The organism is Paenibacillus sp. MB22_1, from assembly GCF_047200555.1.
GTDB lineage: Bacteria > Bacillota > Bacilli > Paenibacillales > Paenibacillaceae > Fontibacillus > Fontibacillus phoenicis.
The window spans coordinates 722,388-737,112 of the sequence record NZ_JBLADV010000001.1 but is presented as its reverse complement, the minus strand read 5'-3'; the positions used below and the strand labels follow the sequence as shown (position 1 = coordinate 737,112).

The following is a 14,725-nucleotide window of genomic DNA, read 5'->3' as shown; positions in this document are numbered from 1 at the left end:
GCGCCTTACCACTCGGACACGCATTCCTCCACCATTGTTGACAGAGGACAGACACCTTATACTCTAGGAAAGTGTTGACAAGAACCCCACCGCCTGATAAGATAATTTTTGTCTTCACTATAAGTTTGATCTGCTAGCTCAGCTGGGAGAGCACCATCTTGACAGGGTGGGGGTCAGTGGTTCGAGCCCACTGCAGATCATAGAGAAAATCCCTTAAAGCATAAGCTTTAAGGGATTTTTTATTTTCTCTTTTGTCAGATTAAGATGGCCTCCGATTCGAAGATAATATAGTATATAACTGGTATTTACTGTATAATAGGGAATAGCCAAAGGGGTGATCCTTTTGAAAAAAATCATGTACGTTTGTTTGATCGTTGTTCTTCTGATGCTAGCTGGCGGTTGCGGAACTGGGGCAAAGAACAATGATATCTCACCCATTGCTGAGGATGTCGAGCAAACTCCCGGGACTTCGCCAGGCTTATCCATAAGAGATGGTGTAGCCGTATGGGACCCAGGCTCAGAGTGTTGCAAATCTTTTGAAGATACCTTGAATGAAGTGCCATTTGAGGTTTCTATTCCAAAAGTTCCTTTTCCGATTACCCATCAGTCTGCCGATATCGTCCCAGCTAACTTTGACTTGATCCAATTGACCTTTGCTAATGAAGAGCGAGGAGAGCAACTGATACTGGCTGTTTCAAATTCGCAGGTAAAGTCCAAACCGGATGGTAAAAAGGGGCCAAAATTAAGTGATGGCACACAAACCTGGATCCAAAGCACACCAAGCTTAAGCGGGCTCTATTGGAGAAAGCAAGGATTAACCTATGCCTTAGGATCGAACAAGGTGGAAGATGGTAACTTTGTTCCTTTGTACAGTATTTCTGAACTCGTTCAGATTGCTAACTCTATTGTCCAACCTCCCCACCTCTAACGGACCGTACCGACCTTATTTGTTCATTTCCCGGAGATTTCCCGAGCTAACGGACTCAAGTGACCTTATTGGGCAAAAATACTCATCGATTCAACGCAACAGACCCGAATAAGGTCTCTGAGGTCCGTTAAAACGGGTAGGCTTGCGTCCGAACCCAAATAACGGCTCTGGTGTCCGTTAGCGCAGCCGAGATGCCAGCTAGCAGCTATCAGCAAACCGCAAACACGCTACCTTCTACCATCTACCAGCCAACATCAAACAGCTAGCATCTACCAGCTATCAAATATCCGCAAGCAGCAAACGGCCTCTTGCTTCTTGCCTTTGTTCCGTCGCGCCATAGCATCGCACAAAAAACACCCGCCCCTAAAGGTGCGCGTTCTCGTTAAAGTATGTTACTGTTCACCATACGTCCACCCGATTTCCAATCACCTGCTCCCCCCGCGGATACTCCACCCGAAACTGTGCGGACTCCACCCATTCGCCGCGGGTAAAGTCCCGACCGCGTACGAGGACATGGTCGCGATAAACTTCGACGTAGAAGCCTTGGCTGCCGTCCTTGTGTTCGTCTTCGTCGGTCCACAGGTAGGCGACCGAAGCGGCATTGAACATCACCGGGCCCTCGCCCTCCACACCATATGAAGTGTGAGGGGCATCCAACTCCCAATGGGTATGCCCCGTAAAGAGAATCGCCTGCGGGTGACGGGCCAGCACGGCACGGAGATCCGCATCCTGCACAACGCCGTACCAGCGCTGCGCTTCGTAGGAGCCGGCGACCGTGTTAAGCAGCGGCTGATGCAGGAAGACGAAAACCGGGCGGTCTGCCGCAGCGTTTTCCCCTAACTTGTCATCGAGCCAAGCCAGCTGCTTCTCCGACAACGAGCTAAACAACTCCAGCCCTTCTTCCGTTCCAAGAAAAATAAAATGATACCCATCAATCCAATGATCATGATAAATGCCCTCCGCCCCGGTACCGCGCAAAAATTGTCCCAAACGTGCCTCCCAGTTCTCCAATGCGACATCATGATTGCCCATCGTCACATACAGCGGAGGCAATGCTCCGCCAAACCGATTCCAAATTTGGTTCCACGCTTCATATTCCTCCGGAAATCCGTGATCCGTCACGTCTCCCGCATGCATGATGCCAACGCTTCCCGTGCCATTTGCCGCGATATCTTGCAGCGCCCGCTCCAAGTTGACGTTATGCGTATGCTGCTCATCTGCTCGAACATGCGTGTCGGTAATAACCCTGAAACGAAAGCCAAAGCTCCTCGTCCCGCCGTCCTTCCCCTGCCTGCTGCTCATTGCGATCAACCATTCCCTTAGCCTCCCTTACCACTCATATTCAATCCGACAACACCGAGGACAATCACGCCAATCCACAGGATCGAAGATAGCGACAATTTCTCTGGGACAGGATGACTCCCGCCAAAGAAATCAGCACGATGTCCACCCCTAACCATACCGCATAAACGGTACTTACCTTAATATACTACGGCATCCTGTTTTCGAGGATCGGCCGTAAGAGCAAAAGCAACATGAGCTATGCCGTGCGTTCGAAACGAGCTGGAAACTCCCGAAGAGGAACGCAAACGGTGCCTGGAGGATTTGCACAAGCTCAAGGTTCACCCTTCCATGGATAAAAGCACCGCCAACCAGCCAAACTAAACGGACAGCGCCGACAGGAAGCTGCGAGTTTCCCCGGACGGACAAGCGCTCAAGTATAGTTGATGGAGGCACGTAGAACCGATGGTCAAAATCAAACTGGGAGCAGCGCTCACCATCGCCCTTGCCGCTGCGCTGCTCGCCCCTGCAACAGAGGCATCCTCCCCGGTTCATGGCAAGCAAAGAAGCTATTATGAGGAACGCGGGGACATTGTGTGGGAAGTGCCGACGCAAGAAAAATACATCGCCTTAACCTTTGATGACGGACCGGATGAGCAGCAAACTCCGAAAATTCTCGAGCTTCTGGAGAAGTATCATGCGAAGGCGACCTTCTTTGTTGTGGGCGACCGGGTGAATCGATTCCCCGAAATCGTCAAAATGGAACAAGCCGCGGGCCATGAAATCGGCAACCATTCCTATCACCATCCTTCCTTTCATCGGCTGGCGCTACCGGCCTTGAAGGAAGAAATGGCCATGACCCAGGAAGCCGTATTCGAGACCACCGGACGTAAACCGGTCCTCTTCCGCCCCCCGGGCGGATATTATAATGATGCCATTGTCGAGCTAACCAAACATAACAACCTGCAGATGATCCTCTGGTCCTGGCATCAGGATACGAAGGACTGGACGTCACCCGGCGTACGCAGAATCGTGCGCAAGGTGCTGGACAACGCCCGCAACGGTGATATTATCCTGATGCATGATTACGTGTATAACAGCACGCAGACGATCGAAGCGTTAAAGGTCATTTTGCCGGAACTGCAAAGCCGGGGTTATCGCTTCGTTACCGTATCCGAACTGCTGACGCATAAAGTTACGCCGGATCATCATATTAAGGTTGACCACTAGACTTCATTGGAAAGGAGCAACACAGATGGATAAGGAGCAGAATACCCTGCCTTCTGGGGAAGGCTCCGGCGTGGATCCGATTCCCGTTCCGAAACACCCTACCTCGGCCACCGAGAAGCTCGAAGATTTGGTTGGCGAGATGATGGAGGAATGGACGGAAACCTTTACGGGTGAGGCGGAAGAAAAGAATCAGAGCAAGGATCAAGCCAAATAAGTGAAATCCACCAAACATGCAGCAAGACGGGGCTTCAGCCCGCCTTGCTGTTTTATATTAAAATTTATTTTCTCAATTTTTGATATTTGTGATTTAAATCACATATATAGTGAAATAAATCACATATAATAAAGACATCAAAGATGATCATCCGAAAAACAAAAAAACAACGATAAATAAAAGGAGTGGTTCTTATGTTTAACAATTTCCTGAGAACAAACAAAGTGGCGATGTGGCTCCTGACCGTTATCCGCGTCTACCTGGGCTACCAATGGATCGAAGCCGGCTATCATAAAATCACCGGCGGCTTCGATGCCGCAGGCTTCCTGACCGGAGCGATCGCGAACAGCACTGGCGACCATCCGGCCGTACAAGGCTGGTGGGCAGCCTTCCTGGAACACTTTGCCTTGCCGAATGTCGGACTCTTTAACTTCCTGGTGCCTTACGGCGAATTCCTGGTTGGCCTGGGGCTGATCCTCGGTACCTTCACCACCTTCGCTGCACTGATGGGCTTCGTGATGAACGCCGCGTTCCTCTTCTCGGGTACGGTAAGCACCAACGCGCAAATGTTGATCCTTGAAGTACTGATTCTCGTCGCTGCAGCTAACGCTGGTAAAATCGGCCTCGACTACTACGTGATGCCTTACCTCCGCAAGTTGTTCCACAAAAAAGGCGATGCCGGAACGCAAGCCCCGACGCCTAAGCAACCGCTGAACGTTAAACACACGGCGTAAGCGCCGCACATATAAAGAAGAAAGCCCGCCATCCGGCGGGCTTTCTTCTTTATTCATTATATTCTGTTTCGGCCCACGGCGCCCCAAGCACACAGCTCGGCGATCACCGCACCCGCGAGAAAGCCGCCAACAATGTCACTGGCATAATGCACGCCCAAGTACAAGCGGCTGACCCCAATCAGCAAAATGATCAGCAGCACCACCACCGCCCAAATGCGATTCCCCACCCTACCGGAACGAAGCAGCAGCAACGCGATCACCCCGAAGAAAGCGGCGGAGATCATCGCATTTCCGCTGGGAAAGCTGTACCCGTCCGGTACAACGAGGCTGTCCCACATGTCAGGACGTTCACGAGTGTATAGAGCTTTCAACACTTTGTTAAGCAGCCACCCGCCTGCCAGGCTGATCGTCAGCCAAAGGGCATAACGTCCGTTCCGCAGAACCAGCAATGTCCAAATGAGGGCAATCCCCAGCACCACAACAAAACCGGTGGTTGTTCCCAACTCGGAGATCGCTTTGACCGCCGGAGTGATGCTGTCATTGCGCAGCCCATAGAAAAAGTCCCCGATACTGCGGTCAATCGAACGCAATCCCTCCGTATGTAGCAGCCCGCCCAGCACCACAAACAAGGCAGCAAGCAGGACTGGCAAAAGCCATTTTTTCATCAAAAGTTCCCCTCTCACCTGCATTCACCTGAACCAGATCATTGTACTGGGAACCGGAGGTCCCGGCAACCCTTATTTCCAATTTCATGCTTCCACGGCTTCGCAAGGAAAGAATATCCGCTAGACCCGCATTAATATACTTACTATACTTATATATTGACTAAGTCGAGAGCCTTGGACTACAATGCAGTAGAATTCATCATAGAATAGATAGGTGATTCAAATAATGGAACAACACGCTTATCGCGTATTATTATTTTATAAATTTGTCCGGATCGAGGATCCTGCCGCCTTCACTGCCGAGCATCTGCAATACTGCAAAGAGCTGGGGATCAAGGGACGCATCCTGATCGCCGCCGAAGAACATCACGGCTTCTGTTCGGAGGCGTGCCGGGAAGCCGCTCTCGTCGTCCCGCAAAGCTAAGACCGCCGGAACTTATCACCCGAGAGGGAGTGTCACGCATGAATGCCAAAAAAGACCTTTCCACCCGCGAGCGGATTCTTCATTTAATGAAAACCGCCGGACCTCTGAGTGCCAAAGAGCTTACGACAGAACTGCAGATCACGGAAATGGCGGTGCGCCGCCATCTCGGCACGATGGAACGCGACGGGCTGATCGAATCGAAAATGATTCGGCAGACGGCAGGACGGCCCACTGCTGTATATGGGTTAACCGAGCTGGCTGAGGGGCTTTTTCCCAAGAGATATCATTCGCTTACGCTGGATCTGCTGGACGAACTGGCCGAGGAGAGCGGCGAAGACATGGTAGACCGCCTGTTCGATCGCCGTAAGGAGAAGCTGAGCCGTAAATATATGTCCAAGATGCAAGGGAAATCGCTGACTGAAAAAGTACGCACGCTCTCGGAGATTCAAAACGACAATGGATATATGACCGAGCTTCAAGAAACCGATCACGGCGAGTATGTCCTGATGGAGCATAACTGCCCGATCTCGCAAATCGCGAACCGCTACAATCATGCCTGCGACTGCGAGCTGAAATTGTTTGAATCGCTGCTGGATGCCGATGTCGAACGCACGGAATGCTTGGCCCAACAAGGGAGAAAATGTGTGTATGTGATCCGCCAGCGCGAACGCTGAGGAGATCCGCCTATAGAAAAAAGCAGCCTCATGGCTGCTTTTTTTGGTTATATATCATAGACGGCTAACTCGTCCTCAATGGCTTGCTTCACGAGCTGGATACACTCCTCCGTCGTCTTGGCGGAGACGCGTTTGCCGTTCACCAGTGCATACGGTCTAAGCTTACATAACCCGCATAAACTAAGACAGTCCTGCCGCATCACGGCAATTTCGGGGTATTCTTCTTCCAGCTTCTCCAGCTCAAGCGCGCTCATCAGGTTGCTGTCGCACACCTCAACGATAACGATGCCCAACCCCATGACGTCTTTTCACCCCAAACTTGTAGGCTAATGATGCTTGAACCCTCATTATGAAATTCACGAACTGATTTGTCAATGGCTGCGAACGATTTAACATACTTAATATACATCTATGTTGACTAAGTCGGAGTGCGGATTTATAATTAGTTTTGTCGGAATTACTACTACATATTGGAGAAGAAAGGATGGATTTAGAAATGGCACATCAATTACCTGCATTGCCTTACCCGAACAACGCGCTTGAACCTCATATCGATGAAACAACGATGATGATTCACCATGATCGTCACCATAATACGTATGTAACGAACCTGAACGCAGCTCTGGAATCCGCTCCAGAATTGCAATCCAAATCCGTTGAAGAATTGATCAGCGATCTGGACAGCGTTCCTGAAAGCATCCGCACTGCTGTTCGCAACAACGGCGGCGGCCATGCGAACCACTCCCTGTTCTGGGAAACGATCGGCCCGAACGGCGGCGGCCAACCTTCCGGCAAGCTGGCTGAAGCGATCAACAACGAGCTGGGCGGCTTTGACAAATTCAAAGAAGAATTCACGAAAGCAGCTACCACTCGCTTCGGCAGCGGTTGGGCGTTCCTGGCTGTAGATGCTAACGGCAAATTGTCCGTTTACAGCTTGCCGAACCAAGACTCCCCGCTGATGGAAGGCAAAACGCCAATCCTTGGCCTGGACGTATGGGAGCATGCTTACTACCTGAAATATCAAAACAAACGTCCTGACTACATCGCCGCTTTCTTTAACGTCATCAACTGGCCTGCAGTTGAGAAACGTTACGAAGCAGCACTGAACAAATAAGTCAGCGTGTTGGCGTAACGCCTGCACGAACGCGAAAGGGTGTCCACTGGACCGGTGAACCGGCTCTGTGGGCACCCTTTTTTTCATCTAGCCTAGGCCCCTATCCTCTCCGAGCAACAGACTCCCGGACAACCAACGTGGGCGGGATTTGCCAGTGAATCTTCTCGCGGGAACGCCCAAGGTCTGACAGGAGCAAGCTAATTGCGGCATCACACATGCGCTCCTTCTCCACCCGCATCGTCGTCACATTTAAACCCTCGCTGTTGACATAGGGCAAATCGTCAAATCCGGCGATGGAGACATCCTCCGGCAATCGCTTGTTTCGCGTCTTCAAGAGACCGGCCAGCAAATAAGCAATACGATCATTCCCGCAAAAAAACGCCGTCGGCCACTCCCCTAACCCATCCAGAAAATTCGCGATTTCTGCCGCGGTGTAATCATAGCCCTTGGACGTCGTCAAGCAGGCCGCCTCCCGAATGATCAACCCCTGCTCCTTCATCGCTTTCTCAAACCCAAACCAGCGCTCCTCATGACTGGTCGACAGGTTCGTCGGCCCGATAAACCCGATGTCCCGGTGGCCGGCTTCAATTAAGTGTGAGACCGCTGTATAGGCCCCCTCCTGATTGTCCGAGGTGACGGCCGGACAAGGCAGATCGTGGTAGTAGGAATCCATCAGCACCAGCGGCGTGTCCAGCTCCCAAATGCGCTTCGCATACGCCCGGTCCACAATCCCAAACAGAATCACTCCCCGGTACGGAATATCGGTGAACGGTCCCGGCAGCAAACGCGCGGCTTCCATCTCCCGATCAAGCGGGGTGATGACAGCGTTGAGTCCTTTTTTGCGCGCGCTTCGTTCCAATCCCCAAATCATATCGTGAAAAAACTGAAAATGATCATTATCCTGATAGCTCATGATCCGTTCAGGAACGAGCACCAAAATATTCGCTTGTCCGCTCTCTTGGTGCGCGTAAGGTCCGTACCCCAGCTCACGCGCGGTTTCCTGCACGCGGCGGCGCATCTCCTCGCTGACGCCCTTTTTGTTCATTAGCGCCAATGACACCGCATTTTTAGAAATTTGCAGACGGTCAGCGATATCCTGCATCGAGACTTTCTTTTTACGGCCCATTCTTTTCATTCCTTTCGAATCGTGCTACACTTAACCTACATGGTACTTTACAAATATTTATTTTGTCAAGTTTGTCAAGTTGTGAATCTTCAGTTCCACAGGAGGAATGAACGTTGAGTTATGCAATTGGTATCGACATCGGGGGCACGAAGACGGCCATCGGGTTGATTGGCACGGACGGTGAAGTGCGGACGAAGGTATCGCTGCCAACCGATCAGACGGTGGGGCCAGAGGTGATGGTCGACCGGATGGCCGCTGCAATCCAAGATATCCTCACCGCCCAAGGCATCGCAGAGTCCGAGCTTTTAGGCATCGGCGTTGGAGCTCCCGGCCCATTAAACACGAAGGAAGGGAAAATCGCCGAACCGCCGAATTTGCGGGGCTGGTGGAACTTCCCGATCGTCGACTCACTGAAGCGCTACTTCAGTCTGCCGATTCGGCTGGAGAACGACGCTACCGCTGCGGCCCTTGCGGAAAAATGGCTTGGCGCTGCCAAGGATGCCGAGCACTTCGTATTCATCACGATCAGCACGGGCATCGGCGCCGGGATCTACTCCCACGGCAAGCTCATCACTGGAGCAAGCGGGAATGCCGGCGATGTCGGCCATATCGTCGTGGATCCATCCGTTGGTACCTGCGTGTGCGGGCAGAAGGGCTGCTGGGAATTTGTCGCCTCCGGCACCGCGGTCGCAAGACAAGCCTCTGAGCTGCTTGGCCGTGAGGTTTCTTCTAAAGAAGCTTTTGATTTGGCGGCGGCTGGGCAACCTGTGATTCAGGAGCTTGTAGCCAAAGTCTTCGAAAATATCGGCGTTGGCTGTGTCACCTTAATTAATACGTTTGATCCGGAGAAGCTGGTCATCGGCGGCGGCGTCTCCCAGGTTGGCGATCCGTTGTTTAACGCGGTGCGCGACTACGTGTCCAAGTATGCGCTGAACCCTTCGGGACGGCAAACCCCTATCGTTCCCGCCGCGCTTCATCAGGACGCCGGCTTGATCGGCGCCGCTGCCTTAATCCATATTCCATACTGATCTATAGAGACAAAAGGAGTCCGATAACGATGAATGAACCGATTTTTTTGCAGCCGATTTTCCAAGAACGCATTTGGGGCGGCACCAAGCTAAGAGATTTGTTTGGCTATGACATCCCGAATGACCATACCGGCGAATGCTGGGCCGTATCCGCTCACCCGAACGGACAGAGCGTAGTGAAGAACGGACCGTACCAAGGCATGAAGCTGGGGGAATTGTGGACCTCCCATCCGGAGCTGTTCCGTTCCTCGTCCAAGGTGTTCCCGCTGCTGACGAAAATTCTCGACGCCTCCGACGACCTGTCGGTACAGGTGCATCCAGATGACGAGTACGCCGGCAAACACGAGAACGGGGAGCTGGGCAAAACCGAATGCTGGTACATCGTAGATGCCGAACCCGGTGCTGTAATCATTTACGGACATGAAGCCAAAACAAAAGAAGAGCTCGTCTCGATGATCGAAAACGGCGAGTGGGATCGCTTCCTGACGAAAGTGCCGGTTAAACCGGGTGACTTCTTCTATGTTCCAAGCGGAACGCTGCACGCGCTGGGTAAAGGGATCGTCGTGCTCGAAACGCAACAGAGCTCGGATACCACCTACCGGGTATACGACTATGATCGCCGCGACAAAGACGGTAACACCCGTGAGCTCCATCTGGAGAAAGCGATCGACGTGACTACCGTTCCGCAAGCGTATGAACCCATTTCTTATGAAACCACGGTACGCGGCGGCCTGACGGTCACTTCCTTCGTCTCCAATTCCTTCTTTACCGTGGAAAAATGGAACGTCTCCGGCGAAGAAACCGAGGTTGCGGCAAACGAGAAATATACGATCTTCAGCGTGCTTTCCGGCAGCGGGAAGCTGACGGCAGGCGGACAAAGCTACGATCTGGTCAAAGGCGAGCACTTCATCTTGCCAGCGGGCTTTGGCCCTTACCGCTTAAGCGGGGAGCTCGAAATGATCATGTCCCACGAATAATTTCATGCAAAAAAGGACGGAAGCGCTCATCGATCACGATGGTGGCTTCCGTCCTTTTTACCTATCGCTTCCTTCTAAATTAAGCATGAACATACCGATCGTTTAAAATCCGCATATGGTGCTCCGCATGCCCGGCGATGTTATAGGCGATGGCACGGGCAGTGGCCGGATAATCGGCTACGTTCCCCATGCGGGCCCATGCTTCGTCATCCAGCTGACGAACCAGCGCCAACGTGGATTCCCTTACGATCTCGAAGCCCTTTACGATCTCCTCAATCGACTGACGGTCAAACCCGGCATGACGGGCGAACAATTCCTCGTCGAAGCCTGGAAGCGGCGTCGTATCGCCGCGTGCGATCCGCAGCATACGGTATTGCATTACCCGTTCCGTATCCGCGAGATGGCCGATGACTTCCTTAACGCTCCATTTTCCTTCGGCATACCGGTAGTTTGCTTGCTCTTCACGAATACCTGCCCACTTCTCTCGGAGCCGCTTCGGCTGCTCCTCCAGAAACTGAGCCAACTCCCCCTCAGGCGCCATCTGAATGTAAGGTTCAAAATGCGGTGCGTATTCCCCTGTCTGCGGTCGAATCAACATCTCCAACATTCCTCCTTCATGAACGTAACCAACCCTACTCCTCGTCTTCCCACACTTCATCCATTAAAGCGCGGATATGACGGCTTCTCTCTTCCGTTTCCCGCAGGTTGGGAACCCATTTCGTGCCGTTCCATTCCACGACATCTCCCGGTTTGACCTTGGGATCCACCTGGGAACGCGGGACATGACGGAGCTTCCCGTCCGATTCCAAGATGCATAAATCGCCCTCAAAGCCTTCCACGATGTGGCTCATCTCCATCCTACCTTTCCGTCGTGATTCGGTAGCCCTCGCCGTCGCTGGCGAATTCCACCGTACCTTGAAGATCGTTGCGATAGACCTCTACCTGCCGCTTGGACAGCCGATCCAGGATCGTCTTTGTAGGATGTCCGTAAGAATTTTCTCCAACCTGGATCACCGCGTATTTTGGCTTCACTGCGTTCAAAAACTTGGCCGTTGTTGAAGATTTCGAGCCATGGTGCCCTACCAGCAGAACGTCGGCGCGCAAATTCACTCCGGATTCTAGCATTGCCCGCTCGCTTTCCGATTCGGCATCCCCGGTTAACAGAAAAGAAGTGCGGCCATACGTCACCTTCACAACGGCGCTCATGTTGTTATTGTCGTCGGTTACGGTCACCGGGGCGATCATACTCACCTTCACCTGCTCATCCCAGGATAGCTCCAGCCCCGCTTTGGCGGTCTTCACCTTCAACCCTTTGCCACGAATGGAGTTCAGCAAGGACTCGTACGTCTTCGTATTGGACTGGATCCTCGGCATATAGATTTCGCCGATGTCCAAACGATCGATCACCCGGTCCAGCCCGCCGATGTGATCCGCATCCGGATGCGTCCCAATCACAACATCCAAGCGGTCCACTCCATAAGACCGAAGGTAGTCCAGCATTGCCTGCTCCCGGTCATTGTTACCGGCATCAATCAGCATCGTATGCCCGGAAGGGCTGATCAGCAGCTGTGAGGCCCCTTGTCCCACATCCAGAAAAATCACGCGAAGCTGACCGTCTCCTTCCACTTCGGAAGCAACGGAGGTGTTCTCCGCCAGCCGTCCCGCGACTTCTTCCCAGTTCGCCGGGCTGCAGCCTGTAAGAAGTATGCTTAACCACACCAAAAATACGCCAACAACTGCCCAACATGTCTTCTGCCTAATCATTGATGTTAATCCTTCCCAGAACATTTGTTCTAATTATAGAGGATGATCCAGCCTAAAATCAATCAAAATTAAGTAAATTGTGCAAATAAAAATTAGCTTACCTATAAAAAAGGAGCCTGCCTTCTCAAAGGCAGACTCTAGTCAATCATGTTCTATCTTATTTCACCGAAACGCTGATAGATACCTTCTTGCCGCCATACTCGGCTTTGATGGAAGCGGAGCCCTTGGCGATCGCCTGAATCTGACCAGCCGACACTTTAGCAACGTTCGCCTTGGAGGTGGTCCATTTCGCGCTGCCCGTTACCGTGGCGACTTTGCCGTTATCGTAGGTTGCCGTAAGAACGAGGGTTTTGGCCGCACCAGGAGCCAGCTGCAGCTTCTTCTCGCTAACCTCCAGCTTCACCAGCTTCGGAACCACGTTCACTTTTACAGTAACGACATTGCCTTGGTAAGAACCGGTTAACGTCGCGGTCCCCTCAGCGACAGCCTTCACCGAAGAGGACGACACCGTAGCGACGTTCACATCGGAGGAGACCCAGCCCATTTTGGAGGACAGGGTGACTTTCTTGCCGTCTGCATAATACCCCGTCACCTTGATCGATTTCGATTTCTTGATGTTAAGATCGATCGTTTGCGGCTCTACAACAATCTTGGTGATTTTCGGTTCAATGGAGACCGATACATTGATGGTCTTGTTCTCGAAAGTTCCTTTCAGCGTGGCCGAGCCTTTGCTGAGACCTTTCAGCTTCTTCCCGTCCGCTGTCGACTTCAGCACTGCATTGGAGCCGGTAACGGTCCATTCCACGCCGGCCGGGTTCGTTTGCTCCACGCCGTTCTCATAGACCACCGTGATTTCCGGCAGCGCATTTTCCTCGCCGATGACGAGGTCCATTGAAGTTTGCGTGGCAAGCAGAGTCAGAACCTTTTCCTTTACATTAACTTTAACCTTCACTTCGGTTCCGCGAATTGGGAAGTCCGCGTTCGGAGTCAGTCCTGTTCCGGCTTCCGTGAGTTTCCCGGTCAACGTAACTTCAGCAGAAACTACCGAGTCATCCAGATCCTTCGTTACGATCTTTCCATCCTCTACTACAGCGATATCCTCTTGGCTCGAAGTCCAAGTGATGGCATCGCTGAGATCGATGGATTCTCCGTCCAGCTTCGCACCGGTCACCTTCGGCAAGCTCGCCGATCCTCCAACATAGACATCCAGTTGCTCTTTCTCGACTTTGAGCTCGGTCACCGTAGGAAGTACCGTGACTTTGAAGCTCTTGCTCACGCCTTGATAGCTGGCTTTAATCGTAGTTGATCCCGCCGCTTTGGCCGTAACAACACCGGTGTCACTTACAGTAGCAACTAATTTATTGGAAGAAGTCCATTCGGCGTCATCGCTGACGTCTTGGGTTTCGTTTGCTTTCACTCTCACCCCGGCCTCCACCGCCAGCGTTTCCCCGATAAACATCGTCTGATCGCCGGACGGCGTCAGCAGGATCGCTTCATACGGAGCTCGTACATAAATGTCGACTTTGGCTTGCTCGCCGTAATAGGTTGCCGTAATCGTCGCTTTCCCCGTCGATACGATCTTAACCGTTCCGTCTTCTACCGTAGCTACACTGGTATCCGAAGAACTCCAGGTCGCTTTTTCCGTAACGTCGTTTGTCGTATCCGGGTTGCTCTTCAGCACCGTTTTAACCTTAAGCTCCACTTCCTTATCGGCCATGATCAGCTCAAGGTCTTCTTTTTCCTTAATCTCCGTGTCGGTCGTTCCAACCGTCTTGTATAATTTCAAGCCGGAGTACGGCGACGTCACCTTCGCTTTGAAAGAAGCCGTCAGGCCGGCATATTTAGCCGTAATCGTCGCTTCCCCTGTACCGGTTAACGTAATTTCCCCCTTCTCAATGGTCAGTACACTCGCATTGGAGGAAGTCCAATCCGCCTCTTCCGTGACATCCTTAGGTTCAATGGACTCGTTGTCCACCTTCGCCTTGGCGGTAACAGTCAGATCGGATTCAGGAGTGTCCAGACTATATTTTCCGTCTAATTTGTAGTCCAATGTTAATGCGGTGTAGGTGTCTGTAACTTTAATCGTAATGGACGAAACCGACCCGACTTCGGTAGTTGGGTTTTTATATTCCGCCGTGATGATCGCAGTACCGCTCTTCAGCGCAGTGACTAAACCGCCGGCACTAACCTTGGCTACGGTATCATCTCCGGACGTCCAAGTTACGGTAGAGGTCACATCCTTGGTGCCGCCTCCTTCCAAGCCAGCAGTTACTTTAAGCTGCTTGGTTTTACCAACGCCGAGTTCAACGGTCGTACCTGCTCCATCAATATTAATCTCCTTGATGTCCCCGGTTGCTGCAAATGCGCCCGTTGGAGCAAGCACCGAAAGGAGGAGCGTCAAGACGAGCATCCAATACGTCATCTTCCTGTTAGCAATCATTGATTCCTCTCCTTTGTTCTCATTGCTAATTTACCGGAACCTTTTTCCAGTCTTCTCCTGTTTTATATCGACATTTAGTAGAATTTTCGTAACGTTTTTCATCAAAATAATCCATTTGTCCTATAA

Annotated in this window: 17 protein-coding genes, 1 tRNA gene and 1 pseudogene; 10 read left to right on the top strand and 9 right to left on the bottom strand. The window is 52.0% G+C overall.

Features of this window, described 5'->3' with window-relative positions:
- The first annotated feature begins 127 nt into the window (after positions 1-127).
- Positions 128-200, top strand: a tRNA-Val gene (locus ACL02P_RS03290).
- A gap of 143 nt (positions 201-343) precedes the next feature.
- On the top strand, positions 344-928 hold the full coding sequence (locus ACL02P_RS03285) for a hypothetical protein (protein ID WP_009227128.1): 585 nt from the start codon (positions 344-346) through the stop codon (positions 926-928).
- Between the two features lie 399 nt (positions 929-1,327).
- On the opposite strand, the gene ACL02P_RS03280 is transcribed toward ACL02P_RS03285, so the two are convergent.
- On the bottom strand, positions 1,328-2,230 hold the full coding sequence (locus ACL02P_RS03280) for a metallophosphoesterase family protein (protein ID WP_412837313.1): 903 nt from the start codon (positions 2,228-2,230) through the stop codon (positions 1,328-1,330).
- A gap of 64 nt (positions 2,231-2,294) precedes the next feature.
- Positions 2,295-2,369 carry a hypothetical protein gene (locus ACL02P_RS03275; protein ID WP_412837312.1) on the bottom strand — a complete coding sequence of 25 codons (75 nt, stop codon included), beginning with the start codon at positions 2,367-2,369 and terminating at the stop codon, positions 2,295-2,297.
- A gap of 305 nt (positions 2,370-2,674) precedes the next feature.
- Between ACL02P_RS03275 and ACL02P_RS03270 the strand changes: the two genes are divergently transcribed.
- The 3 genes from ACL02P_RS03270 to ACL02P_RS03260 all read left to right on the top strand — a co-directional run bounded on the left by ACL02P_RS03270 (position 2,675) and on the right by ACL02P_RS03260 (position 4,387).
- Entirely contained in the window at positions 2,675-3,439 is a 765-nt protein-coding gene (locus tag ACL02P_RS03270) for a polysaccharide deacetylase family protein (protein ID WP_323076929.1), read from the top strand.
- A 25-nt stretch (positions 3,440-3,464) separates the two neighbouring features.
- On the top strand, positions 3,465-3,653 hold the full coding sequence (locus ACL02P_RS03265; RefSeq protein ID WP_323076930.1) for a hypothetical protein: 189 nt from the start codon (positions 3,465-3,467) through the stop codon (positions 3,651-3,653).
- Between the two features lie 194 nt (positions 3,654-3,847).
- Entirely contained in the window at positions 3,848-4,387 is a 540-nt protein-coding gene (locus ACL02P_RS03260; protein ID WP_009227132.1) for a DoxX family protein, read from the top strand.
- A 56-nt stretch (positions 4,388-4,443) separates the two neighbouring features.
- On the opposite strand, the gene ACL02P_RS03255 is transcribed toward ACL02P_RS03260, so the two are convergent.
- Entirely contained in the window at positions 4,444-5,052 is a 609-nt protein-coding gene (locus ACL02P_RS03255) for a phosphatase PAP2 family protein (RefSeq protein WP_323076931.1), read from the bottom strand.
- A gap of 226 nt (positions 5,053-5,278) precedes the next feature.
- Between ACL02P_RS03255 and ACL02P_RS03250 the strand changes: the two are divergent.
- Together ACL02P_RS03250 and ACL02P_RS03245 are read left to right on the top strand one after the other, a co-directional pair.
- Positions 5,279-5,434 (top strand): annotated as a pseudogene (locus ACL02P_RS03250) (hypothetical protein); the annotation flags it as partial.
- 80 nt (positions 5,435-5,514) lie between these two features.
- Positions 5,515-6,150: a helix-turn-helix transcriptional regulator gene (locus ACL02P_RS03245; protein ID WP_412836819.1), complete on the top strand. Its 636-nt coding sequence runs from the start codon at positions 5,515-5,517 to the stop codon at positions 6,148-6,150.
- A gap of 47 nt (positions 6,151-6,197) precedes the next feature.
- On the opposite strand, the gene ACL02P_RS03240 is transcribed toward ACL02P_RS03245, so the two are convergent.
- On the bottom strand, positions 6,198-6,449 hold the full coding sequence (locus tag ACL02P_RS03240; protein WP_009225662.1) for a DUF1450 domain-containing protein: 252 nt from the start codon (positions 6,447-6,449) through the stop codon (positions 6,198-6,200).
- Between the two features lie 197 nt (positions 6,450-6,646).
- Between ACL02P_RS03240 and ACL02P_RS03235 the strand changes: the two genes are divergently transcribed.
- Complete coding sequence (locus ACL02P_RS03235) at positions 6,647-7,264, top strand: superoxide dismutase (RefSeq protein WP_036645681.1); 618 nt, start codon at positions 6,647-6,649, stop codon at positions 7,262-7,264.
- Between the two features lie 100 nt (positions 7,265-7,364).
- On the opposite strand, the gene ACL02P_RS03230 is transcribed toward ACL02P_RS03235, so the two are convergent.
- Positions 7,365-8,390 carry a LacI family DNA-binding transcriptional regulator gene (locus tag ACL02P_RS03230; RefSeq protein ID WP_036645650.1) on the bottom strand — a complete coding sequence of 342 codons (1,026 nt, stop codon included), beginning with the start codon at positions 8,388-8,390 and terminating at the stop codon, positions 7,365-7,367.
- Between the two features lie 113 nt (positions 8,391-8,503).
- Between ACL02P_RS03230 and ACL02P_RS03225 the strand changes: the two genes are divergently transcribed.
- Together ACL02P_RS03225 and manA are read left to right on the top strand one after the other, a co-directional pair.
- Positions 8,504-9,418, top strand: coding sequence for an ROK family protein (locus ACL02P_RS03225; RefSeq protein WP_009225659.1), 915 nt, complete (start codon positions 8,504-8,506; stop codon positions 9,416-9,418).
- Positions 9,419-9,447: 29 nt separating this feature from the next.
- Positions 9,448-10,395, top strand: coding sequence for a mannose-6-phosphate isomerase, class I (manA, locus tag ACL02P_RS03220; RefSeq protein ID WP_323076935.1), 948 nt, complete (start codon positions 9,448-9,450; stop codon positions 10,393-10,395).
- 79 nt (positions 10,396-10,474) lie between these two features.
- On the opposite strand, the gene ACL02P_RS03215 is transcribed toward manA, so the two are convergent.
- From ACL02P_RS03215 to ACL02P_RS03200, 4 genes are all read right to left on the bottom strand, one after another.
- Complete coding sequence (locus ACL02P_RS03215; RefSeq protein ID WP_260071951.1) at positions 10,475-10,993, bottom strand: DinB family protein; 519 nt, start codon at positions 10,991-10,993, stop codon at positions 10,475-10,477.
- 34 nt (positions 10,994-11,027) lie between these two features.
- Complete coding sequence (locus ACL02P_RS03210) at positions 11,028-11,246, bottom strand: DUF3006 domain-containing protein (RefSeq protein ID WP_260071952.1); 219 nt, start codon at positions 11,244-11,246, stop codon at positions 11,028-11,030.
- A 7-nt stretch (positions 11,247-11,253) separates the two neighbouring features.
- Positions 11,254-12,159, bottom strand: coding sequence for a ComEC/Rec2 family competence protein (locus ACL02P_RS03205; RefSeq protein WP_412836818.1), 906 nt, complete (start codon positions 12,157-12,159; stop codon positions 11,254-11,256).
- 157 nt (positions 12,160-12,316) lie between these two features.
- Positions 12,317-14,599: an Ig-like domain-containing protein gene (locus tag ACL02P_RS03200; RefSeq protein ID WP_412836817.1), complete on the bottom strand. Its 2,283-nt coding sequence runs from the start codon at positions 14,597-14,599 to the stop codon at positions 12,317-12,319.
- Positions 14,600-14,725: the final 126 nt, after the last annotated feature.